This is a genomic window from Enterococcus sp. AZ109 (genome assembly GCF_051714625.1).
Classification (GTDB): Bacteria; Bacillota; Bacilli; order Lactobacillales; family Enterococcaceae; genus Enterococcus_A.
The window spans coordinates 530,038-554,190 of sequence record NZ_JBIOSF010000001.1; the positions used below are offsets into that span (position 1 = coordinate 530,038).

The 24,153-nt window shown below is 38.0% G+C and carries 18 protein-coding genes; 2 read left to right on the forward strand and 16 right to left on the reverse strand.

What is annotated here, in order from left to right:
* Nucleotides 1–115: 115 nt before the first annotated feature.
* From IGI42_RS02530 to IGI42_RS02555, 6 genes are all read right to left on the reverse strand, one after another.
* Nucleotides 116–1,555: a GH25 family lysozyme gene (locus IGI42_RS02530; RefSeq protein ID WP_438714098.1), complete on the reverse strand. Its 1,440-nt coding sequence runs from the start codon at nt 1,553–1,555 to the stop codon at nt 116–118.
* Nucleotides 1,556–1,709: 154 nt separating this feature from the next.
* Entirely contained in the window at nt 1,710–2,993 is a 1,284-nt protein-coding gene (tig, locus tag IGI42_RS02535; protein WP_438714099.1) for a trigger factor, read from the reverse strand.
* Between the two features lie 101 nt (nt 2,994–3,094).
* Nucleotides 3,095–4,030: a hypothetical protein gene (locus IGI42_RS02540; protein ID WP_438714100.1), complete on the reverse strand. Its 936-nt coding sequence runs from the start codon at nt 4,028–4,030 to the stop codon at nt 3,095–3,097.
* The gene (locus tag IGI42_RS02545; RefSeq protein ID WP_438714101.1) at nt 4,023–4,598 is read right to left on the reverse strand and encodes an RDD family protein; all 576 of its coding nucleotides are present in this window, start codon (nt 4,596–4,598) and stop codon (nt 4,023–4,025) included. Before IGI42_RS02545 ends, IGI42_RS02540 begins: the two co-directional genes overlap by 8 nt.
* Nucleotides 4,599–4,600: 2 nt before the next feature.
* Complete coding sequence (sppA, locus tag IGI42_RS02550; RefSeq protein WP_438714102.1) at nt 4,601–5,623, reverse strand: signal peptide peptidase SppA; 1,023 nt, start codon at nt 5,621–5,623, stop codon at nt 4,601–4,603.
* Nucleotides 5,624–5,653: 30 nt separating this feature from the next.
* Nucleotides 5,654–5,941, reverse strand: a complete 288-nt coding sequence (locus tag IGI42_RS02555; protein WP_438714103.1) for a hypothetical protein — start codon at nt 5,939–5,941, stop codon at nt 5,654–5,656.
* 389 nt (nt 5,942–6,330) lie between these two features.
* On the opposite strand from IGI42_RS02555, the gene glmS reads away from it, so the two are divergent.
* Entirely contained in the window at nt 6,331–8,139 is a 1,809-nt protein-coding gene (gene glmS, locus IGI42_RS02560) for a glutamine--fructose-6-phosphate transaminase (isomerizing) (protein WP_438714105.1), read from the forward strand.
* Between the two features lie 94 nt (nt 8,140–8,233).
* Here glmS and glmM read toward each other — a convergent pair whose 3' ends face one another.
* The 4 genes from glmM to nifJ form a co-directional block, all read right to left on the reverse strand.
* On the reverse strand, nt 8,234–9,589 hold the full coding sequence (gene glmM, locus IGI42_RS02565; RefSeq protein ID WP_438714106.1) for a phosphoglucosamine mutase: 1,356 nt from the start codon (nt 9,587–9,589) through the stop codon (nt 8,234–8,236).
* Nucleotides 9,590–9,615: 26 nt separating this feature from the next.
* The gene (locus IGI42_RS02570) at nt 9,616–10,704 is read right to left on the reverse strand and encodes a CdaR family protein (protein WP_438714108.1); all 1,089 of its coding nucleotides are present in this window, start codon (nt 10,702–10,704) and stop codon (nt 9,616–9,618) included.
* Nucleotides 10,705–10,707: 3 nt separating this feature from the next.
* The gene (gene cdaA / locus IGI42_RS02575; RefSeq protein WP_438714109.1) at nt 10,708–11,589 is read right to left on the reverse strand and encodes a diadenylate cyclase CdaA; all 882 of its coding nucleotides are present in this window, start codon (nt 11,587–11,589) and stop codon (nt 10,708–10,710) included.
* Between the two features lie 124 nt (nt 11,590–11,713).
* Nucleotides 11,714–15,385 (reverse strand): pyruvate:ferredoxin (flavodoxin) oxidoreductase, encoded by a 3,672-nt coding sequence (gene nifJ / locus IGI42_RS02580; protein ID WP_438714110.1) that lies wholly within the window; start codon nt 15,383–15,385, stop codon nt 11,714–11,716.
* Between the two features lie 270 nt (nt 15,386–15,655).
* Between nifJ and IGI42_RS02585 the strand changes: the two genes are divergently transcribed.
* A complete protein-coding gene (locus tag IGI42_RS02585; protein WP_438714112.1) occupies nt 15,656–16,171 on the forward strand; it encodes a thioredoxin domain-containing protein in 516 nt (171 codons plus the stop codon).
* Between the two features lie 67 nt (nt 16,172–16,238).
* On the opposite strand, the gene whiA is transcribed toward IGI42_RS02585, so the two are convergent.
* From whiA to uvrA, 6 genes are all read right to left on the reverse strand, one after another.
* Nucleotides 16,239–17,174, reverse strand: coding sequence for a DNA-binding protein WhiA (whiA, locus tag IGI42_RS02590; RefSeq protein ID WP_438714114.1), 936 nt, complete (start codon nt 17,172–17,174; stop codon nt 16,239–16,241).
* Between the two features lie 15 nt (nt 17,175–17,189).
* A complete protein-coding gene (locus IGI42_RS02595; RefSeq protein WP_438714115.1) occupies nt 17,190–18,188 on the reverse strand; it encodes a gluconeogenesis factor YvcK family protein in 999 nt (332 codons plus the stop codon).
* On the reverse strand, nt 18,185–19,072 hold the full coding sequence (rapZ, locus tag IGI42_RS02600) for an RNase adapter RapZ (RefSeq protein ID WP_438714117.1): 888 nt from the start codon (nt 19,070–19,072) through the stop codon (nt 18,185–18,187). The genes IGI42_RS02595 and rapZ overlap by 4 nt, the downstream gene beginning before the upstream one ends.
* A gap of 180 nt (nt 19,073–19,252) precedes the next feature.
* Nucleotides 19,253–19,966, reverse strand: a complete 714-nt coding sequence (locus tag IGI42_RS02605; RefSeq protein WP_438714118.1) for an amino acid racemase — start codon at nt 19,964–19,966, stop codon at nt 19,253–19,255.
* Nucleotides 19,967–19,969: 3 nt separating this feature from the next.
* Complete coding sequence (locus tag IGI42_RS02610) at nt 19,970–21,226, reverse strand: carboxylate--amine ligase (RefSeq protein WP_438714119.1); 1,257 nt, start codon at nt 21,224–21,226, stop codon at nt 19,970–19,972.
* A gap of 95 nt (nt 21,227–21,321) precedes the next feature.
* A complete protein-coding gene (uvrA, locus tag IGI42_RS02615; RefSeq protein WP_438714120.1) occupies nt 21,322–24,150 on the reverse strand; it encodes an excinuclease ABC subunit UvrA in 2,829 nt (942 codons plus the stop codon).
* Nucleotides 24,151–24,153 lie beyond the last annotated feature (3 nt).

The following is a 24,153-nucleotide window of genomic DNA, read 5'->3' on the forward strand; positions in this document are numbered from 1 at the left end:
CAGTCTTTATCTATAATAACATATTCATTGAAAAAGACAAAGATAGCAAACGAATTTAGACGTTTTTTAAACAAAAAAAGAAGTTCCAATTTTGGAACTTCTAATTGAGTTTCTATTACTGACCGTACCAAGCAATTCCTTCATATTTCCAACCGTGGTTTTTGGTTAACCAAGTTACTTCATCCCAACTCATCGTATAGTGGTGTGAACCGCTAGTCATATAAGGATGGAATAATCGATAAACCTTCGTCTTGTCTGAAGTATCAGATTTCCAAGAAACCCCTTCATAATTCCAACCATAATTTTTCGTCAGCCAAGTTACTTCATCCCAACTCATTGTATAGTGATGGTCTCTCAGTCCAGGATTGTAAAGACGATAAACGTTAGCACCTGAGTTAGGAGCGTACCAGCCGATTCCTTCATATTTACCCCAATTGATTCTTACTAAATCGTCTCTTTCTTTAGCGCTTGCCGTGTAGAAATGTTCACCATTATCCGGATTATAAAGACGATACATTGCTGAATAACCACTCGGAGCAGTAGGCTCTTCGTTAATATAATCCCCAGTGTAATCTGCAGAAATATCAAAGTTTCCATTTACGTTAGGGAATCGTAATTGAGAACTCCATTGCCAAGCACCGTATTGAGTGTAATAATTAGTTTGAGATAAAGTGTATGGATAAGCAGCCACCCAAATATTTTTATTTCCTAAAGTTCCTGTATTAATTCGTCCTGAAGTAATCCAATGAAGACCAACATAGTGACGAACATTCCCAAAACCTAGCTGATTTAGTCTTGCAGCAAACGCCTTAGAATTCGCACTATGATCACCTTGTCCTAAAATCTGCGGTTCTTCAATATCATTAACCATTAGTGCACTTTTGCTAAGCCCTAAAGAATTTGCATAAGAAGCAAAGTAGTCAGCCTCTGCTCTAGCCTGATCATCTGTTTTAAACCAACTATAATGATAAGCAGATACTTTAAGTCCCGCAGCTTTAGCATTATTTATCTGCGATGCAGCATACGGGTTACGATAAGAAGTCGCTTCAGTAAGTTTCACAACCACCCCAGTTACACCGTAGTTTTTCATGCTTTGATAAGCCGCTACCGAAATTGTTCCATTGTGGGAAGAAACATCGATAAAACTTTTTGTCGGAGTATTATTATCTGAAGCCTGAACAGTAGGAAGGCTTGCTCTTACTGATCTAAAAAGTGATGGTGCCAAGTCTGATCGACCTTGAGGCAAATAAAAAGTCCCCTCTTCTGTTGTAATCTCAGAAGGATTTATATTTTCAGCTTGTTCCTGTGCGTCTTCTGACTGATCCGATTCTTCAACAGTGGTTTCCTGTGTTGTCTCTGCATTAAAATTTTCAGCTGTTTCAATAGTTGACTCCATTGTTCCCGAAGGTTGAATAGTTGGACCCTCATCAGCAGCAGTCATTTCCGCTGTTTGTTCACTTGAATTTGTATCTGAAAAACTTTCAGCAAAAACAATGGTAGTTAAGTTCAGACAAAGAACTGCAATGAAACTCAAACCTAACATTCTTTTTTTCATACTTTCACTCCTTTGATACGTATCTTATTCTTTATTTTAGCAAATAAGAGCACGAATTTAAAGTAATAATTCAGATTTTTTATTTTAAGCATCATTGAGAAGATAATACAAAAAAACTCCAGCGATTAATATCGCCGAAGTTTTAAGAAAAAAATTATTTTTCAATTGCTGTGCCAGTAACTAACTCAACAGCTTTTTTCATTTTAATATCATGTTCTAACATATCTTCTGTCAACACTTTACGAATTTGATCTTCTGGCATTTGGTACATTCCAGCTAATTCCTTGATTTCTTTTTCAACATCTTCAGTTGATGCTTCAATTTTTTCTGCCTCAACGATTGCTTCCATTACAAGGTTCGTTTTAACACGACCTTCAGCTTCGCCTTCAAATTGAGTGTGTAAGTCCGCTTCAGTCGAACCAGTTAATTGATAGTACATTTCTGGTGAGATCCCCTGACGTTGCATATTGTTTAGGAACTCATCCATAGAACGGTGTACTTCGTCGTGAACCATCACGTGTGGAAGCTCAACGATTTCAGCATTATCAACTGCTTGTTTGATTGCCGCTTCATCTTTAGCGTCTTTTGCCGCTTGTTCGCGTTGTTCCAATAATTCTTTACGATATTTTTCTTTTAGTTCAACTAAAGTTTCAACTTCATCATCAATGTCTTTAGCAAAATCATCGTCTAATTCAGGTAATTCTTTAGCCTTAACTTCATGAACAGTTACTTTGAATATTGCTTCTTTACCAGCTAAATTATCAGCTTGGTATTCTTCAGGGAAAGTAACTGTTACATCAAAATTGTCGCCAGCCTTATGACCAACTACTTGTTCTTCAAATCCAGGAATAAATGAACCTGAACCCAATTCTAGAGAATAGTTTTCACCTTTGCCGCCTTCAAATGCTTCTTCATTTATGAAACCTTCAAAGTCAATTACTGCAGTGTCGCCTTCTTCAGCAGCTTCATCTTCTTTAATTACTAATTCTGCTTGAGTTTCTTGATCACGCTTCAAACGGTTGTCTACATCTTCTTCTGAAACTTCAACTGTTTGTTTAGGAACTTCTAAGTCTTTATATTCGCCTAGTTTAACATCAGGTTTTACAGTAATCTCTGCTTTAATTACCCAGTCTTTGCCCTTTTCCATTGTATCTACATCAATTTTAGGTTGAGATACAGGCTCGATCGCCGCTTCTTTAACAGCTGCCTCGTAAGCTTCAGGTAAAACTGCGTTCAATGCATCTTCGTAAAGAGCTTCTTCACCGTACATACGATTAAATACTTGGCGTGAAATTTTGCCCTTGCGAAAACCAGGTACGGTTAAATCTTTTTTCACTTTGTTAAAAGCAGTCGTCAATCCTTTTTGAATTTCTGCTTGCTCGATTGAGAATGTTAATACACCTTCATTGGTGCTTGTTTTTTCAAAAGTTGCTGTCAAGTTTGTTCCCTCCGAATATTAAAATACTTGCAATTTGCATACTACTAAATAGTACACTACTGACTGACAATTGTAAATATAAAGCTATGATTCTATCGACTTTACTCTTCATAAAATCCATTCAACTCTTGCTTGATTTTTTTTCTAACCTCTTCAATACTCTCATCTAACGGATATTCCCCACTTAAGTATTCTGAAAGATAGCTATTTATCCAAAACTGGCTATTCCCATAGTGGTTGTATAAAGGATACAAAAGCGCTAACTCAACTTTAACCTCTTCTAACAAACTAGCCAGCAGAACTGGATCTTGGTTTTCTAGATTCGCTTCTAAGCCACTTAGAATATCATTTTTGAATTGATTAGAAGTTGAGAGTCCAACTTGTTCAGGTGATAAAGAGCGAATATTTCCGTCAACTGTTAATATAGACACTTTAGAGCCCACTCCGATTTTTACCAATTCTTCAAATAAAAAATTTCTTACCAGCAGAGATAATCGAGGATTAACCATTAACTTATTGGCAACTTCCATTAGGTCAGTTTGTGGAAGTTCCTTAACTTTTTTAATTAATTGTAATTGATAGATATTAGGAAACTGATCAAGTTCAGCTAATTCTTGTTTTACTCCATTTATCATACTTCTCTGGGTTTGTTGATAAAAAGTTTCCTGCATTTCTATAAGATCATCAAAAGATTGGATTTTTTCTTTATCTAGCTTCCCCTGTTTTTGTAATTCCCAAATTAGTTTCCGAGCAGTAAGATATTGTTTACTCATTAAAAGATTTTGTAAATACAATTCAGCCCGATTTTCTTCTTCCATATAGAAGTCAGGCAATTCAATTATATAAGACAAACTTTTTTCATAATCACCTAGTTCAAATGCGGTCGTAGCAATCATCCAATTGACAATCGGTTCTTGTTTTATCTGATAAGCTTCCTCAAGATAAACCATACCTTCCTTGGAACGATGCTCTTCTAATGCACTTTGACCATTTCGTAAATAATAGTCATAATTACCAGGAAAATTAATATTATTCATGATAATTTAAAATCCTTTCATAGTTTGAAGCCCTTAACATGTTAAGAGTAACAACGCTAGTCTCCGTAAACAAATCCCCTAAGTGCTGTTTGTTGGGCGTGAAAATTGATACTAGATATCCTAAAGAAAAAATCGTATTTTTCAAAATAAAACGACAAGCTCCCTCACGAACCAGCACAGTTGACCAACTCAATGCTTCTTCATTAAAACAAACCACTTGAATACCAAATATCATTTTGCCTATTGTTTGTCCTCTATTCAACTTCGTCAGTAAAATGAAGTAAGCTAAATAGATAACTAGCGATAATATTCCATATACCGAAAAGATTTCACCCTCTTTTTCCAACCCTAACAAGTTGAATGGCACACCGATAACAATTCCTGTAATGGCCGTTATGCATAATGTATCTATTAAATAAGCAAAGAATCGAATCCAGAACCCCGCATAAAAATAATCAGGATATCGATGCTCTTTATCTTTGGAGAAACTCCCGAAAGGTGCAGAAGAATTCTTTTTTTCACTTGCTAAGGGTGCTACAGCTGGACGCCCTAATTCTTTATTTACCATCTCTACTCCCCTCCATATAGATACATTGCTTTAGGTGATTGTGGAGTCCCCACTTGCTCGATGATAGTGGTCAGTTGTTGTTCTTGCGAAGGTTTTAAGTTTTGGATTTCGGCAAGTTGACTACCTAACCAGCTATTGACAAAATCGGTACTGCCATCAGTATATTCAACAACTTGAGCATCAGATAGATCTTTGTCTTCTTTCAAGGCTTGTAGAGCATCTACAGGATAGCCAATTTCATCGATTAATCCGTTTTCTAAAGCTTGTGCACCATCATAAATTCTTCCATCAGCCAGCTCTCTGACTCTATTTTCATCCATGTCTCTGCCCTCTGCGACAACTTTAACAAATCGATCATAGCTGCTATCTATATAGGCTTGCAGAACTTCTCGATCTCTTTCTGTCTGTGGTCTTGAACTTGAACCAATGTCCTTGAGTTCACCACTTTTAATAGTCGTATCAGTCACACCCAGTTTTTCCATCAACCCAGAATAATTGGTACTAGACATAATTACGCCAATCGAACCAGTTACTGTATCTGCACTAGCAAAGATTTTATCAGCATTTGCTGCAACATAGTACCCGCCACTTGCTGCTTGGTTCTCCATCGAAACGTACACTGGAATGCTTTCTTCGATAGTTTTAAGTTCTTTGGTAATTTCAGCTGTCTCGTAAACCGCCCCACCAGGGGTATTCACCACTAATAGAACCCCTCTAATGGCAGGATCTTTTTTTACCGCCTCTAACTGTTTCATGAATGTTTCATGATTATAACCTGCACTTGAAAATAATCCATTAGTGCCTGTATTTAAAATAGTACCTTCAATAGTCAGTTTAGCAATTTTTTGTGAATTGTTGCCAGCCTCAATGATTTTTTCTCTAGGTTCTCCATTTCCATAAAGCAGTTCGTTCATTTGACTCATGTTATTGTTCGTTTCACGTACTCTTGTGACAGTAGATGAAATGGCTGAAAAAATCATTAAAAATACGGCAATGCCCACAGCTACCCAACGACGTTTATTCATTTTTATCCTACTTCCTATTTTTCTTGATTATCAATACAAGTTACGAATGATCATTACTTTTTCTGTTGGTCCATTAGCTTTCATTTTTTCTGCTTTTTCTAGCAATGAATAACCTTCAAAAACATCATGGTTTAAAGGATCCTCGATTTTAAATAATTTAGCTTCTTCTATATTCAAGGCATCTGGTGAAATTTCTTGAATACTATCCCAACCAGTATCTAAAAAGATTTTTGTATCCTCCGTTACTTCGGTTTGCTTTTCTAAATCCTTCAAGAATTCTCGTAACTGTCCGACAGTTAAAATTTCCACTTGTGACATAATCATCCTCCTCTTTTTTATCATTCTACCTTATTCACAGTAAATATGAAAATTTTGCATAGAATAATTCCTGTAACAACTAGCTATTCTCTTCAGTTGAATTAGACCAATTCTATTTTTTATTTATGACGGTTGACTTACACATCGATTTATTATATATTAATCAGTGTTTCCGTTAGCAATACCAAAAATCAATATTGGTTATACCAATAACGATAGCGCCAGGTCTCAGTGAGACGACGAGGGAGAAGCTCATCGAAATATTCGGCGGATGGCTTCAGGGATGCCACACTCTACAGGTTGTTTTAAAACATTTCTGTGAAGAAAAAACAAAGAAACAGCCAAGTGGTACGGAAGCAGATAATGAAAAGAAAGTAGGAAAAATCATTATGTGTGGAATTGTAGGAATCGTAGGCAACGAGCAAGCAGCAGGAATTTTATTAAAAGGGTTAGAGAAACTAGAATATCGCGGATATGATTCGGCAGGTATCTTCGTAGCTGATGAACAAGAAGATTATTTAGTAAAATCTCAAGGACGTATCAAAAAATTAGCTGCTAAGATTACTGATGATGTGCATGGGTCTATCGGAATCGGACATACTCGATGGGCAACTCACGGGGAGCCTAGCGAACAAAACGCTCACCCTCATACTTCAGAAAGCGGTCGCTTTGTTTTAGTTCATAACGGCGTTATTGAAAACTACGATGAATTGAAACAAACCTTTTTGTCATCTGATGCCTTTTATGGAGAAACTGACACAGAAATCGCTGTTCATTTAGTTGAACATTTTTCTAAAGAAGGGCTAGGAACGAAAGAAGCTTTCCGCAAAGCATTACAAGAAATTCATGGCTCATATGCTTTCGGTTTAATTGACAAAGAAGATCGTGATATTATCTATGTAGCTAAAAACAAAAGTCCATTGTTAATTGGATTAGGAGACGGGTTTAATGTAGTCTGCAGCGATGCAATGGCTATGTTAGAACAGACCAATCAATTTGTTGAAATAAACGATGGTGAAATGGTAATCGTGGCTAAAGATTCTGTCCAAATTGAAAACCAAGCTGGTGATCAAATTGAACGTGCACCTTACGAAGCAAAAATCGATTTATCTGACATGGAAAAAGGTACCTATCCTTACTACATGTTAAAAGAAATTGACGAACAACCTGCTACTATGCGTCGTATTATTAGTGAATATACGGATCAAGCGGGGAATATTACAATTGAAGATGAATTATTAGAAAAAATGCTGGATAGTGATCGAATTTATATCATTGCATGTGGCACAAGTTACCATGCAGGATTAGCTAGCAAACAAGTACTTGAAAGTTTGGCGCAAATTCCTGTAGAAGCACATCTTTCAAGTGAATTTGGCTACAACATGCCTTTGCTTTCAGAAAAACCATTCTTTATTTTCTTGAGTCAAAGCGGGGAAACTGCTGACAGTCGACAAGTTTTAGTCAAAACGAATGCAATGAATTATCCTTCATTGACAATTACCAATGTAGCCGGCTCTACTCTTTCACGTGAAGCAAGCTATACTATGTTGTTACATGCTGGACCAGAAATTGCGGTGGCTTCTACAAAAGCATATACAGCACAGATTGCTGTATTAACAGTATTAGCAAAAGCTGTAGGCGAAGCAAAACATGGTACTGCTGCGCAAGAATTTGATCTTGTAAAAGAATTGGGAATTGCTGCAAACGCTATGGATACCATGATTAGTGAAAAAGAATTAATTAGCCAACTAGCAATTGATTACCTAAGCACAACTCGAAATGCTTTTTACATTGGACGAAGCGAAGACTACTATGTAGCAATGGAAGCTGCTTTGAAATTAAAGGAAATCTCTTATATTCAAGCAGAAGGTTTTGCAGCTGGGGAGTTAAAACATGGTACTATCGCTCTAGTTGAAGAAGGTACTCCAGTAATTGGGGTTATTACTGATGAAGTTACAGCTGCACACACCCGTGGAAATCTTCGTGAAGTTGAAAGTCGCGGCGCTCACACTTTTGTGATTGTTTCAGAAGAACTAAGCAAAGAAGGCGATCAAATTGTTTTACCAATTGTACATCACTTCTTGCGTCCATTAGTTTCAGTAATCCCTGGACAATTAATTGCTTATTTTGCTACATTAGAACGTGGATATGATGTTGATAAACCACGAAACTTAGCTAAATCTGTAACTGTTGAGTAATATGAATAATCTTAAGAAGATCAGTGCGCTGATCTTCTTTTTTACTGCAAAAAAAACGGCATTCACAATAGTTCATGAATGCCGTTTTTGGCTATTAATCTAATCCAATTTCTTGTCGTACTACTGCAGCAATCTTTTCAACATAGTATTCTACTTTTTCATGAGTAGGAGCTTCAGCCATGATTCGGAGCAACGGCTCAGTACCAGAAGGTCGAACTAAAATTCGCCCTTGTCCTCCCATTTCTGCTTCTGCCTCGTCAATGATCGCTTTAATCGCTGGAACATCCATCGCACCATATTTATTGCTTACGCGAATATTCACTAATTTTTGTGGATAGATTGTCACTTCACCAGCAAGTTCAGATAATTTTTTACCGGTTTGCTTCATGATATTTAATAACTGAATACCTGTCAGCATACCATCTCCTGTAGTATTGTAATCCAAGAATAATACATGTCCAGACTGCTCACCACCCAGATTGTAATCATTTTTACGCATTTCCTCAACTACATAGCGGTCACCTACTTGGGTAATAACATCTTTAAGACCGATATCTTCCACTGCCTTATGGAAACCAAGGTTACTCATCACCGTTGTTACAACGGTATCTTTCTTCAAGCGTTTGCGTTCTGCTAAATATTTAGCACAGATAAACATAATTTGATCACCGTCAATAATGTTACCCAATTCGTCTACTGCAATTACTCGGTCCCCGTCACCATCAAAGGCCAAACCTGCATCGGCTTTTTTTTCAATTACAAACTCTGCAAGTTTATCGGGATGCGTAGAGCCTACTCCATCATTAATATTTAAACCGTTTGGAGAGGTTCCCATAGTATAAAAATCTGTTTCTAAATCTGCAAATAAGCGATTCACACTGGTTGATGTAGCTCCATTAGCTGCATCTATACACACAGTCATCCCTGATAAATCACCAGGAATAGTTTGAACTAAGAATTGCGAATACTTTAAAAGCCCTTCATGAAATTCATCGAGAGTTCCTAAACCCTCAGCTGATGGGCGTGGTAATGTATCATCTTCTGCTTCTAATAAAGCTTCAATTTCTGCTTCTTGTTCATCTACCAATTTAAAACCATCACAACCGAAGAACTTGATGCCATTATCCTCTGCAGGATTATGAGATGCTGAAATCATAATCCCAGCCGAAGCTTTTTGCAATTTAGTCAAGTAAGCAACTCCTGGAGTTGAAATTACACCTAATTGAAATACTTCAATACCTACAGACAGTAAACCTGCAATCAAAGCAGATTCTAACATTTCGCCAGAGATACGTGTATCCCGTCCAACTAAGACACGAGGTCGTGATTCCCGTTCTTCATGTTGACTTAAGACATAGCCCCCATATCTTCCTAACTTAAATGCTAATTCTGGTGTTAACTCTTTATTGGCGATCCCTCGAACGCCATCTGTTCCAAAATATTTACCCATGATTCAAAATTTCCCTTCTTCATCTTCTAATTTGTTGATGTAATTGTTGATTCACTGCTAGTCCCTGTCTGTTCAGTATTCGAGGAAGTAGCTCCTTCACTCTCCATACTTGAAGTATTTTGACTGATCCTACTGCTTGATTCAGCAGAACTGGAAGAAGCAGAGCTTCGTAAAATTGGTGTTATTCGTGCCGTAGTAGCAATTGGATTAACCGATATTCCCTCATCTATTGGAATATCGACCCGCCGACTGACTGGTTCTGTAATATTTGTGATATTCACCGGAACTTCGATAGTGTCAATCGCATCAATCACAGAATTAAGTCCACGAATAGTAGCATTCGTCTGATCTAACTCGATATCAAATCGTTGAACTGAAGAAGGAATCGTTCCTTCTTGCTTAGGTTCAAGAGCAACTTGTTTAGTGTCTTGTTCTGCTCTGAATGAAACAGTTACCGTTTGAGGATCTGCTTGAATTGGCAGAGCTTCACCGTTAGTATTCAATGCTAATATCTGTGTTCTTACGGTATCATCCTCGCCCGTTAATTGACTGGCATCTACGCTCGCAATTACTTGGCTTATTTGACTCATCGTTTGTTCACCGGTTGTAATTTCAACCGTACTAGGATCTGATGTTAAACTATCCACTTGTAATCCATTTTCTTCAGCTCCGTTACTAATAACTGGAATTACATCAAAAGTCTTGGTTTGCTTTTTCTCAATTGTAACGGAGATTGTTTGTGGTTCGATAGCTGCATAAATTGAGCTCAATAATTTACGAGTTTGCAGCTTCACTACATGGGTTCCAGTATCTAAATCGTTAAGATCTGCCACGATGCTAAAAGTCCGTGTATCCTCATCTGCTTCACGATCTAGTTGAATACGATTAGCACTACTTAGTCTTACCGAAACAGTGTTATCAAACCCGTGAACAAAATATTCGTCTGAATCATACTCCAACGTAATAGGAACATTTTGTAAAACTTCTTGGTAGGTAGAATTCGAGGAAAAAAAATCACTTACATTTTGACTATTTACGTTAAAGAACAACATTAAACTAAATAGCAAAGAAATTAGTAAATATGGCAAATTAGATTTTTTAAATTTAATCATCATCTTCTATTTACCTCCTTTGCTGACACCGTCAATAAAGGCTTGCAGTAAATTCTTTTTATTCCGTTCTTTCTCATCCGTGATCAGTTCTCTTCGCATAATAGCTAGATATTCTTCCTGATTCAGATCATGCAAGAAATCGGTATTAAATGTTAGACTAACTCCTCCGGTTTCTTCTGAAACAATGATGGTCAGAGCATCACTAACTTCACTAATACCTACAGCAGCCCGATGTCGTGTTCCGAATTCTTTAGGTATCAGCATACTGTCAGATAAAGGTAAGTAAGCGGATGCTACTGCCAACTTCCCATTTTTTACTATTACTGCTCCGTCGTGCAACGGAGTATTAGGAATAAAGATATTGATTAAAAGCTCGCCAGTAATATCTGCATCTAACGGAATCCCTGTTTCGATATACTCGTCCAGTCCGGTATTGCGCTGAATTGTAATCAATGCACCAATTTTTCTACGTGCCATGTACTGAATTGCTTTATCAAACGCCAAAATCATTTTCTCATCTTCATGTTCTTCTTTTTTTGTAGGTTTAAAAAATGAGCTTCTTCCTAAGTGTTCCAACCCTCTACGTACTTCTGGCTGAAAGATAACTACTCCGGCAATTACACCATACGTGATTATTTGATTCATCAGCCACGACAAAGTATGCAAGCCTGTATATTCAGCTAAAATACGAATCCCAATAAATACTGCAACACCTTTAATAAGTTGTACTGCTTTAGTCCCTCTTACAAGCTGAAAAAGCTTATAAATCAGAAACCAAACAACGACAATATCTAAAAGATTCGCAATAATATCCCAAGTTGAAAGGTTCTCAGAAAAGAAGCTCAGCCAATAATCGGAATTAAATAGCTCACTTAGACGACTAGGCATAGGCAACCTCTCTTTCTATACAGTTTCTCTACAAGTATACCATAAGAGAAACAAAAAATAGATATAGCTTAACTGTTTCGTTAGAAGAAAAAAGTCTCAGAACAAAAGTCCTGAGAACTATAAATTATTCGTTAGTTTGTCGCTTTTCAGCACGAGCTGCTCTTCTGGCTGCTCGACGCGCTTCTGCTTCGGGATCTATTTGTCTTTCCCGTTTCTCACGTTTTGGTTTTTCCGTTGTCTCTTCTTGAACACCTTCAATTTTTGCTCGTAATTTTTCTTCTTGTCCAGCTATTTTAGCATAGTTGAAAAATCGCGTCTTAGCATCTTCTACCGTTTTACGATAGAGACTCTCTGCAAATTCAGGTTGAACACCTTGCAAGGAAGAAAAACGGACTTGCTTCTTCATAAAGTCGACCATCTGACTAAAATCTGGTCGTTTGAAATCTAGCTTCATCGGATTTTTTCCAACTTCTTTTAGCAGTGGATTATAACGATAAAGTGACCAGTAACCAGAGTTAACCGCATCTTTTGCCTCTTGTAAACTCTTAGTTAATCCACCTTTTAACCCGTGAGTGATACAAGGGGTATAAGCAATAATTAAGGATGGTCCAGGGAATTTTTCAGCTTCCTCGAAGGCCTTGATCGTTTGTATTTGATTTGCACCAGAAGCAATTTGAGCTACATATACATTGCCATAAGTCATAGCAATCAAGCCTAGATCTTTCTTCGAAGCGTATTTTCCATTGGCGGAAAATTTGGCAATTGCCGAAGCTGGTGTAGCTTTTGAGGTTTGACCGCCAGTGTTAGAATATACTTCATTGTCCATTACTAAAATATTTACATCCGCACCGCTAGCTAAAACATGGTCAATACCTCCAAAGCCAATATCGTAAGCCCATCCATCACCACCGAATATCCATTGACTTGTTTTCACAAACAAATCCCGACTGTTGTAAATGTCCTCTAAACGTGTATCCTTTTCTTTTTCAGTTTTTAAACCTGCTGTTAATTTTGCAGCACGTTGCTGGGTACCTTCGGAATCATGCAAATGGTTTATCCAGTCCTCCATTAAAGCTTTCAGCTCTTCTGATACTACATCTAGTACCTGTGAAATCTTAAAAACCAACTCTTGTCGACGTGTTTGGTTTGCCAGCAACATGCCATAACCAAATTCTGCGTTATCTTCAAATAAAGAATTAGACCATGCAGGTCCCTGACCTTTTTCATTCGTTGTATATGGGCTTACAGGGGCAGCAGCACCCCAGATTGAAGAACAGCCGGTAGCATTAGCAATCATCATACGATCCCCATACATTTGCGTTAACAGCTTCACATAAGGTGTTTCTCCACAACCAGCACATGCACTAGAAAACTCTAACAGAGGTTGATTGAATTGGCTTCCCAAAACAGTATTTGGTTTAGTCGGATTTGCTTTTTGCTTCAAGGTCATTGCAAACGCCCAATTTACTGCTTGTTCCTTTTGCTCTTGATAGGGTTTCATTACAAGAGCCTTGTCTTTTGCCGGACAGGCTTCAACGCATAATCCGCAACCCGTACAATCCTCAATGGAAACCTGAATACGGTATTCAAGTCCATCGATACCGCGCATTTTTCGGACGATGTAGCCGTCTGGGGCGTCCAACATTTCTTCATCATCAGCTAAAAATGGGCGTATGGCTGCATGAGGGCAAACAAAAGAACATTCGTTACACATAGTACAACGATCACTAATCCATTCAGGAACCTGTAAGGCTACTCCACGTTTTTCGTAAGTAGTCGTTCCAACTGGAATAGAGCCATCCGTCATACCATTATTAACTAACGTACCTACCGAAAGACTGTTGCCTTCCATAGCATTTAACGGCTCTAAAATTTGCTCTACATATTGTGGCACTGCTTTAGGTCTAACTTTAGCTGGAATTTCAACATGATGCCACTCCTCTGGAACATGGTATTGGTGCAAGGCTTCTACGGTGCGTTCCATGGCAGCAATATTTTTTTCTACAATTTCGATAGATTTTCGTCGATAGTTGCGATCAACTTCAGCTTCCAAAATCCCCAAAGCTTCATCAAAAGGAATAATCCCAGTTAATTTGAAGAAGGCCGTTTGCATCACTGTATTAATTCGCTGACCTAAACCAACTTCCATTGCTAACTGTGCCGCATTAATTGTATAAAACTTGATCTCATTTTCGGCAATATAGCGCTTCAGACGAGCTGGCAGTAATTGATCAATTTGGCGATCATTCCAAGTCGTGTTCAAAAGGAAGGTTCCGCCTGGCTTTAGACCTTTTAGTAAATCATAGTTGTGAATGTAAGCTGGTGTATGGCAGGCAATAAAATCAGCACTTTCTACCAAGTAAGTCGATCGAATGGGTGTATCACCAAAACGTAAATGGGATACGGTTAATCCGCCAGATTTCTTTGAATCATAATAGAAATACCCTTGAACATATTTGTCCGTATTATCACCAATAATTTTAATTGCTGATTTATTGGCGCCAACTGTTCCATCAGAACCGAACCCCCAGAATTTCGCTTGATACGTAGCAGGATTAGTTAAGTCAACTACTCCTTCTGTTTCTAAAGATAAATGAGTCACATCATCGACAATCCCAATAGTAAAACGCGCTTTGGCGGTGCCTCTTGGTTTTAACAGCTCATTGTAAACTGCAATTATTTGATCAGGCGTAACATCCTTGGAACCTAGCCCATAGCGACCGCCGATAATCATTGGCCGTGTTTCTGCATCATACATTGCACTTTGAACATCCAATAACAACGGTTCACCGTCTGCGCCAGGTTCTTTGGAGCGATCTAAGACAGCAATGCTCTTGACAGTTTTCGGCATTTTTTTCAATAGTGTTTCTACTGGGAAAGGACGATACAGATGAATATTCAAGAAACCGACTTTACGACCTTGTTCATTCAGGTGATCCACCGTTTGTTCAATCGTTTGTGCCACCGAACCCATGGCAATAATGATCTCTTTCGCATCTTCAGCACCGTAATATGTAACTAAATCGTAGTCAGTTCCTCGTAGGTCATTAATAGCCCGCATATATTTCTGAACAATTGCCGGTAAATCTTGATAATACTTATTTACTGTTTCTCTTTGTTGGAAGTGAATATCGGGATTTTGATTCGTTCCGCTAACTGTTGGATGATTAGGATTCATACTACGAGAGCGAAACTCCGCCAATTTTTCTTGGTTAATCAAAGGGGCTAGCTCATCATATTCCAAAACTTCAATCTTTTGAATTTCATGACTAGTTCTGAACCCATCAAAGAAGTTCACAAATGGGACGCTAGCTTCGATTGCTGCTAGGTGTGCAACAGCTGAAAGGTCCATCACCTCCTGCACACTACTTTCTTGTAACATTGCAAATCCTGTTTGTCGTGCTGCCATGACATCTCCGTGATCTCCGAAAATATTCAAAGCATTAGTAGTGATAGCTCGACTAGCTACATGAAAGACACCAGGTAGTAATTCGCCAGCAATCTTGTACATATTAGGAATCATTAGTAATAATCCTTGAGAAGCCGTGTAAGTAGTTGTTAACGCACCTGCTTTCAGTGCTCCATGAACCACTCCAGCTGCTCCAGCTTCCGATTGCATTTCCGTTATATTAACAGGCTGCCCAAAAATATTCTTCTTTCCTTGTGCCGCCCATTGATCGACGAGCTCAGCAATAGTTGAACTTGGTGTAATTGGATAGATTGCTGCTAACTCGGTAAACCCATAAGAAATATGAGCTGCAGCTGTGTTTCCATCCATTGTTTTTGTTTTTCTCATATGATTCCTCCCGCTTGCTTAATATTGCGTGCAACTATCTTACTATTCAGCATGTGACTTTCTTCGATTTAAAATATGTTTCTCTCTACTTTTGCTTACCATCAAGAATGAGACCTACCTCTTTAGTAAAACACTCACAATGTATTTATTATAAACTAGCTCATTCAACTTTTAAAAGTTCCTTTCCCCTAGTTTTTAGTGAGAAGAAATTTATTTATTTGTATTCTGGTAATTTTCTTGTACACTAGAAACAAAAGGAGGAATTGAATAATGGATATTTCAGTTATTAAACCTGAATTTGTGAACGACCTAAATGGTATCAAAATTGGGGACGACCAAGCTCCAAAGCGCATAATTGAGTTTATGAACCTTCGTTGTCCATTTTGTAAACAATGGTTTGAAGAATCACAAGATACTTTAGCTAAGGCAGTTGCAGAGGGAAAAGTGCAGCGTATCATTAAATTATTGGATAAAGATAAAGAAAGTCTACAACGTGGCAACATCATGCATGAATACATCAGCAATGATTCTAATCATGCTCTTCAACAAATCCAGCAAGTCTATGCTTCGCAAGACGAGTGGAAGGAATTCAGCTTGGAACAAGTTGCTTACTATGCAGAAACGACTCTGCAACTAAAGCAGCAGCCTAATCAAGCGATACAACAAGAAATTCGCAATGAAGCTGAACAAGCCAACATTAAATTTGTTCCAACGGTTTTAGTTGATGAGCATATTTTTGATGAATCAATCACTCAAGACCAGTTAATAGAATTTTTATCCCTTTAAGCAGTCTCGAGTAATGGATAGTCAAAAAACGTTAGCAAAGGGAATACTCCCTTTTCGCTAACGTTTTTTACATGCTTTTCTTTTTCAACTCTTCAGCAAAATCATTTATTTTTCGAATACGATGGTTGATTCCAGATTTTGAAATTGTACCTGAAGGAATCATTTCACCAAGCTCTTTTAAGCTAACTTCAGGATGCAGCATTCGTAATTCAGCAATTTCCTGCAATTTCTCTGGTAATGATTGAAGACCGACAGTTGTCTCGATGAAGCGAATATTTTCAATTTGTTTTGAAGCAGCATCAATTGTCTTATTCATATTTGCTGTCTCACAATTAACTAGTCTATTTACTGAATTTCGCATATCTCGTACAATTCGAACATCCTCAAATTTCAGCATAGAATTCGTCGCACCAATTAAAATTAAAAAATCCGCAATTTTTTCTGCGCCTTTTAGGTAAGTGATATATCCATTTCGCCGTGCTAATGTCCGCGCATTTAGATCGAACTGATTCAACAAATCACAGATATCTTGATTGTGTTCTTCATAGATAGAAGATATCTCTAAATGATAACGACTTGTTTCTGGATTATTTACCGATCCCGAAGCTAAAAACGCCCCTCGTAAATAAGCTCGCACTTTCTCATTTTCCGTTCTTAATTCTTTTGAAATGTGTGACTGGAACATCAAACCATCCATAATATTTAAATCAGTTAAAATACTCTGTGTTTCTTGTTTTAGTCGTACAATATAAACATTGTTTTTCTTCAGTTTCATTTTTCGCCGTACTAATAACTCGCTGCGTACGCCATAATGTTCTTTCAAAAGTGTAAACAACCGTCGAGCAATCGCCGCATTTTCAGTTTGGACATTTAACACAAATTGGTGATTATTCAGACTTAGCGATCCATTCATACGGATTAAAGCCGCTAATTCTGCTTTAGCTAATTCCTTTTGCACAGCCAATCCAGTGAGCTCTTTTTTTACTTCTGCCGCAAATGACATTTCCTAAGCCCCCTATTAAATTTTCGCACCAAAAACGATTCGAAATAACTCGTCAACTACTTTATCGCCATCATGAAAAACGCCACCGTCTCTTAATTTAAGAAAATCTGTTGAAACTACTCGGCAGCCTTCATTGCGTAATCCATTAAAATCATGAGTTACTTGAACAAGATATTCATCATATATTTCAGGATCCATATAGTCTTCTGGTACTTTCTCAGTATTTACTAATACCGTATCAACAAATCTATCTTTTAAATGCTGATGAAGCACCCGAACATGGTCTGCATCACTAAAATGTTCAGTTTCCCCTTTTTGCGTCATGATATTACAAATATAAACAACTTCAGCATCGGTTGTACGAACAGCATCTCCGATTTCACTGATTACTAAATTAGGTAAGATGCTAGTAAACAAAGATCCTGGACCCAAGACTACCATATCGGCATTTTTGATTGATTGGACGACTTTACGTGCCGCATGAATATCTTGATCATCACCTTTTCCGGTGACATAAACCTGCTTGATAATTTTCCGATCTAACGCAATTTTTGATTCCCCAGCAACAGTCGTTCCATCTTCAAACTCAGCATGCAACACTAAGGGCTTCTCTGAAGAAGGGAATACATGACCATCCACATGTAGCATATGCGCCAACAATTGTATCGCTTCATAGGTACTTCCTCGCATCTCAGAAAGCGCAGCAATGATTAAATTACCGATTGTATGATTAGCTAAGAATTTATCTTCTTCCTTAAACCGATATTGAAAGAGGTCTTCATACAACCTAGGCATGTCTGATAACGCCGCCAGAACGTTTCTCAAATCTCCCGGTGGAGCCATATCAATTGAATTTCTCAATTCACCACTACTACCGCCGTCATCTGCTACTGTAACTACTGCAGTAATATCTGCACTTTGGTTACGAAGACTTTTCAAAATTACAGGTAAACCTGTTCCACCGCCAATTACGACAATTTTGGGTTTGCGAATTCGATAGGTTTTCATTTTCATGAACGATTCACCGTCTCTTTCCGCTTATCTTTATCACGATGAGTAATGTTTACCCGGTAATCAAGATCTTTTAAAGCTTTTCCTACACGCTCACTTAATGCGACAGATCGATGTTGTCCGCCAGTACAGCCAATTGCAACTGTTAATGAACTTTTCCCCTCTTTAACATATCCCGGTAGAATATTTTTTAACAGCGTAACAAAATCATTATAGAATTCATCAGTTTCAGGAAAAGACATTACATAATCATATACTTCTTTATCCAAACCAGTTCTAGGACGGAGTTCAGCAATATAATGGGGATTCGGCAAAAAGCGTACGTCCATTACAATATCTGCATCAATCGGCAAACCATATTTGAAGCCAAAGGAAAGCATCTCAATATGGAAACCTAAATCATCTGTCTGTTTGAACTCATGATTGATTTTTTCACGTAGTTGACGCGGTGTCAAAGTAGTCGTATCAATCACTAATGTTGCGCGAGTTTTTAGGTCTTCTAAAATTGCCCGTTCCTTCCGAATACCTTCAGTTACTAATCCGTCCATCGCCATTGGATGTGTTCTTCTTGTTTCTTTGTATCGAGAAACTAACTCTTCATCGGAAGCATCCAAGAAAAGTAGGCTCGTATCAATAAAGCCAGTGTTATCAATTTCAACTAACATATTTTGAATCTCTTCAAAAAACGCTCGTGAGCGTAAATCAACTACCAAAGCAATTTTCGTTACCTTTCCAGATTCACGAATCAATTCCCAAAATTTAGGGATTAGTCCAGGTGGCATATTATCAACGCAAAAATACCCCATATCTTCAAAGCTCTGAATGGCTACAGTTTTACCCGCCCCACTCATTCCAGTAATGACTACCAAATGTAAACTATCTGTCATTTTGTGCCACTCCTCTCCATCTCGTACATTGTATCATTCCGGGCGTGTCTTTACTACAGATTTAATTATTAAATTCCTATTAAAGCTTCATATTTTTATAAATTTACTAGTTCAATATTTAACCACAATAACTCGATACAATATTTGTAAACTTTCACGTCTACAAAAAACAGACCTCCTTTAATTAGAAGATCTGCTTTTTAAAGCTAGTTCAATTGTTAGGTCTGCCAAAATTGACTGAGCATCTGTCACTGGATAAGGCACATCCTTAAATGTTTCTTGAACCAGCGAAAGTTCTGTACAGCCCAGTACAACATGCTGACAACTTAAAACATCAAACACATCTGACAAGATTTCCAAGTATAACTCTCTGTTGACAAATCCCTTTTCTTTGACATCACGGTAAATTAGATTATTAACTTTTGTTTGTAATTCCTTATCAGGTATGAGAACATCGAAGCCTTGCTTTTCCAGTTCACGTTGATAAACTCCAGCTTTTACGCTGCCTTCAGTTCCAAGAAATGCAACTTTTCCGCCATCAGGATTTTCTTGTTTAAGCTTTTGAGCCGTTTCTCTAGGCATGTGCAGCACCGGAATATCAGTAGCTCCTTGAATGATATCAAAAAAGTAATGGGCTGTATTACAGGTTAATACAATAAAATTGGGTTTTAGCAAGTTTTGCTTTTCAATATCATCTAATAGATAGGGCAGTGGACTGTCTGCCTCATGATCCAAAATATAAGCGGTTCTATCAGGAACAGTTGCATGATTAAACAAAACATAGTTTAAGTAATCCTGATCTTTATGCGCCTTAACACGATGGTTAATTAAGCGAACAAAGCTTTCAGTCGCCATCGTTCCCATTCCGCCTAGTATGCTAAAGAAGTTTTCCAACTATTACCCTTCTTTCTCTTTAAAGAACAAGTCAAATCGTCCTTTATATTTACTAAACATATATTTCATTAACAGCCATCGCATTGGTGACATATCTTGCTTGTAAAAAACGGTTGTCCCCCATTTGTTTTTTTCGATGAGATCCAACGCCTTTTGTTTATCTTCATTATTGCGAGCATATTTCACGAAGACTTCTTTAGGAACACCCATCCAAAGCATAGCAGTGTCAGCCTTTGCTTTCCCATAGATCGTTTCGGAGAAAGGCACTTCAAATACTCGGTCCTCGGTAACAAATTTTGCTAAGTTTAAGCCATTCAAAGTTACGAAAAAGCTACTGCGTCCCTGGCGCAAATTAATTTCAAACAACTTGTACTCGCCATCACGAGGGTCATATTTCATATCGAAATTAGCAAATCCAGTATACTCGATTTTCTCTAAAAATGATTGAATCGTGTGATATATTTTTTCATTGTAGTCTGGCATAATCGCCACGTAATTCCCGATTGCTTCAGGAGAGGGATCTTCCAATAATGGATGCCCCAAGCACATCATTCTGACCTGATGTTGCTGATCCACATATGCATTTAGTACTCTCATGTTACTGTCATCACCTGGGATGAAATCTTGCGCAATCATTTCACTCTTATAGCCAGCTTGATAAATACGCCCTAAAATTGTGTCAAACTCTTCACGAGTATCGATAATAAATGCTTTTTTCCGACCTTCAAAATCGACTGAAAGCCATTCTACACTATTGGCTGGTTTTAATGCAACTGGAAACTTAAATGGCAAATCTTGCTTCAAACGACCATTTTCTAGCATTCCTTCTCGAATAATCAATGTCTTAGGATAAGGTAATTGATACGTTTCACAAATTTCATAAAAACTAACTTTACTAATTAATTGCTCTAACATTGTAAAATCAACGTAAGGACAAATAAACCATTCCGATAGTTCTTCTTTATGCAGCGAGACTAATTCAGCATACCCATCACCACAAGCAATTACTAAGTATTTTGTATCCGGATCGTTATATTTTTCTTTTCCAAGCTTTCGCATTTCTTCAATGAAAACTGGATCTTTATCAAATCCCGTTATCGTGTGGACATTAACAATTTTTGAATGTTTTGTTGGAGCCAGTTGCAAGCCTGCATAGGCTTCACTAACTAGACCGTACGCCTCATGGAAAGACCGAGCCATCCCATAAACGTTGATGTCACTTCCTAATAAAATTGGTACAAATTTTTGCTGTTTATTCATCTTCACTACACCTTCTCGTCTTAATCCCTGACTATCATACCATAAAGAAAAAAGCAATCAAAGCTAAGTCTTTGAATTGCCTTTTTTCTTTATAATTATTTAGCGCTTTCCAACGCTTTTTTCAAGTAATAACCAGTGTAGCTTTCAGGTACTTCAGCAATTTCCTCAGGTGCCCCAGTGGCAAGAATTGTTCCTCCACCGTCGCCACCTTCAGGTCCTAAATCGATCACATAGTCAGCTGATTTAATCACGTCTAAATTATGTTCGATAACTAGAACAGTATTTCCGGCATCCACAAATCGCTCTAGCACCTTCAGCAAGCGAGCTATATCATCTGTGTGAAGCCCTGTAGTCGGCTCATCCAAGATATAAAAGTTTTTCCCATTAGAGTTTTTATGAAGTTCACTAGCCAACTTCATTCGTTGTGCTTCGCCACCTGATAAAGTTGTCGCAGGCTGACCCATAGTTACATATCCTAAACCTACATCAACAATTGTTTGCAATTTGCGATGAATCTTAGGGATTGGTTTGAAGAACTCTACAGCATCTTCCACCGTCATCTCTAAAATATCAGCAATATTTTTTCCCTTGTAATGAACTTCTAAGGTTTCAGAATTGTATCGTTTCCCATGGCAAACTTCACAAGGGACATAAACATCTGGCAAAAAGTGCATCTCTATTTTTATAATACCGTCTCCACGGCAGGCTTCACATCGACCACCTTTAACGTTGAAGCTGAAACGTCCCTTTTTGTAACCACGTATTTTTGCTTCATTAGTCTTAGCAAACAAGTCACGAATGTCATCAAACACACTAGTGTAGGTTGCTGGATTACTTCGTGGAGTTCGGCCAATGGGACTCTGGTCGATATCTACTAGTTTTTCAATGTTCTTGTATCCAGTAATTTTCTTGTACTTACCAGGCTTATTTGAGTTGCGATTCAACTTTTGAGCCAACGCTTTTTTCAAAATCTGATTTACCAAGGTTGATTTCCCAGAACCTGAAACTCCGGTAACAGCAACAAATTTGCCTAAAGGAAAAGCGACATCAAGGTTTTTCAAATTATTTTCAGCTGCACCAGTCACTTTGATCGCTTTTCCATTCCCTTTACGTCTTTCTTTAGGGACTGGAATCTGTCTTCTACCAGATAAATATTGACCGGTTAGCGAGCTTTCGTTTTCTGCAACCTCAGCAGGGGTTCCTGCTGCGACAATTTCTCCACCTTGATCACCAGCCCCTGGACCTACATCAATTAAATAGTCCGCAGCGCGCATTGTATCTTCATCATGTTCTACTACGATTAAAGTATTTCCTAAATCCCGCATTTTTTTCAACGAATGGATCAAACGATCATTATCCCGCTGGTGCAAACCAATAGATGGTTCATCTAAAATGTACAAAACACCTGACAGATTAGAACCGATTTGAGTCGCCAAACGAATGCGCTGCGCTTCACCACCGGATAGGGTTCCAGCTGCACGGCTTAACGTCAAATATTCCAACCCCACATTTCGCAAGAAAGTTAATCGATCACCGATCTCTTTTAAGATCGGACGAGCAATCATCGTTTCTTGTTCGCTTAAAGTCAAACCATTAAAAAATTCTAGAGCCTGATTAATTGAATCTTCACTCACTTCACCAATATTGATTCCATTAACTTGTACCGATAATGCTTGAGGATTCAATCGCAAACCATGACAAGCTTGGCATTTTAATTCAGTCATATATAAACGCATTTGTTCACGAGTGAAGTCACTATTGGTTTCACGATAGCGGCGATCAATATTAGAAAGAATCCCTTCGAAAGGTACTTCTACATCCCGCACTCCACCAAAATCATTTTCGTAATGAAAATGGAAATGCTCGCCGTTTGAACCATGAAGAATGATTTTTTGGTGTTCTTCAGGTAAATCTTCAAATGGTGTATCCATATCAATTCCAAAGCTTAAGCAGGCTTGCTCCAGCATTTGCGGATAATATTGGGAACTGATTGGGTTCCAAGGAACTAGAGCACCTTTTCTTAAAGTCTTGGTAGGGTCAGGAATCACTAGTTCTTGATCGACTTCCAGTTTTAGTCCTAACCCATCACATTCAGGACAAGCACCAAACGGAGCGTTAAAAGAGAAAAGGCGCGGTTCTAATTCACCAACGGTAAAACCACAGTAAGGACAAGCATAGTGTTCACTAAACAGCATCTCTTCTCGCCCGATTACATCAACTAATGCATAGCCATCAGCTAAACGCAACGCAGCTTCAAAGGAATCAAATAAACGCGAACGGATACCTTCTTTTACAACAATACGGTCAATGACTATTGCAATATCATGTTTTTTATTTTTTTCAAGTTCTGGTGCTTCAGATACATCATAGACTTCACCATCCACGCGCATTCTGACATACCCTTCTCTTTGAATCATTTCAAAAACTTTTTTATGTTGCCCTTTTTTCTTAACCACAACCGGCGCTAAAATTTGAATTTTTGTACGCTCTGGCAACTCTAAGACTTTATCCACCATCTGTTCTACAGATTGCGAAGTAATTTCAATATGATCATTGGGACAAATTGGATGTCCTACTCTAGCGTATAGTAGCCGCAGATAATCGTTAATTTCAGTTACAGTCCCTACCGTTGAACGAGGGTTTTTACTAGTGGTTTTTTGATCAATCGAAATTGCAGGACTTAATCCATCGATACTATCTACATCCGGTTTATCCATTTGACCTAAAAATTGACGAGCATATGCAGAAAGACTCTCTACATATCGCCGTTGCCCCTCTGCATACAAGGTATCAAAAGCCAGTGAGCTTTTTCCTGATCCAGATAATCCTGTGACCACTACCATTTTATCACGAGGAATGGTTACGTCTATATTTTTCAAATTATGAGCCCTGGCGCCATGAATCACTATTTTATCGTTTGCCATACT

Excerpts from the sequence above, each read along its gene's own strand:
- IGI42_RS02530 (WP_438714098.1), bottom strand. The coding sequence starts at position 1,555 with ATGAAAAAAAGAATGTTAGGTTTGAGTTTCATTGCAGTTCTTTGTCTG.
- IGI42_RS02540 (WP_438714100.1), bottom strand. The coding sequence starts at position 4,030 with ATGAATAATATTAATTTTCCTGGTAATTATGACTATTATTTACGAAAT.
- IGI42_RS02545 (WP_438714101.1), bottom strand. The coding sequence starts at position 4,598 with ATGGTAAATAAAGAATTAGGGCGTCCAGCTGTAGCACCCTTAGCAAGT.
- sppA (WP_438714102.1), bottom strand. The coding sequence starts at position 5,623 with ATGAATAAACGTCGTTGGGTAGCTGTGGGCATTGCCGTATTTTTAATG.
- IGI42_RS02555 (WP_438714103.1), bottom strand. The coding sequence starts at position 5,941 with ATGTCACAAGTGGAAATTTTAACTGTCGGACAGTTACGAGAATTCTTG.
- glmS (WP_438714105.1), top strand. The coding sequence starts at position 6,331 with ATGTGTGGAATTGTAGGAATCGTAGGCAACGAGCAAGCAGCAGGAATT.
- glmM (WP_438714106.1), bottom strand. The coding sequence starts at position 9,589 with ATGGGTAAATATTTTGGAACAGATGGCGTTCGAGGGATCGCCAATAAA.
- IGI42_RS02570 (WP_438714108.1), bottom strand. The coding sequence starts at position 10,704 with ATGATGATTAAATTTAAAAAATCTAATTTGCCATATTTACTAATTTCT.
- cdaA (WP_438714109.1), bottom strand. The coding sequence starts at position 11,589 with ATGCCTAGTCGTCTAAGTGAGCTATTTAATTCCGATTATTGGCTGAGC.
- nifJ (WP_438714110.1), bottom strand. The coding sequence starts at position 15,385 with ATGAGAAAAACAAAAACAATGGATGGAAACACAGCTGCAGCTCATATT.
- IGI42_RS02585 (WP_438714112.1), top strand. The coding sequence starts at position 15,656 with ATGGATATTTCAGTTATTAAACCTGAATTTGTGAACGACCTAAATGGT.
- whiA (WP_438714114.1), bottom strand. The coding sequence starts at position 17,174 with ATGTCATTTGCGGCAGAAGTAAAAAAAGAGCTCACTGGATTGGCTGTG.
- IGI42_RS02595 (WP_438714115.1), bottom strand. The coding sequence starts at position 18,188 with ATGAAAATGAAAACCTATCGAATTCGCAAACCCAAAATTGTCGTAATT.
- rapZ (WP_438714117.1), bottom strand. The coding sequence starts at position 19,072 with ATGACAGATAGTTTACATTTGGTAGTCATTACTGGAATGAGTGGGGCG.
- IGI42_RS02610 (WP_438714119.1), bottom strand. The coding sequence starts at position 21,226 with ATGAATAAACAGCAAAAATTTGTACCAATTTTATTAGGAAGTGACATC.
- uvrA (WP_438714120.1), bottom strand. The coding sequence starts at position 24,150 with ATGGCAAACGATAAAATAGTGATTCATGGCGCCAGGGCTCATAATTTG.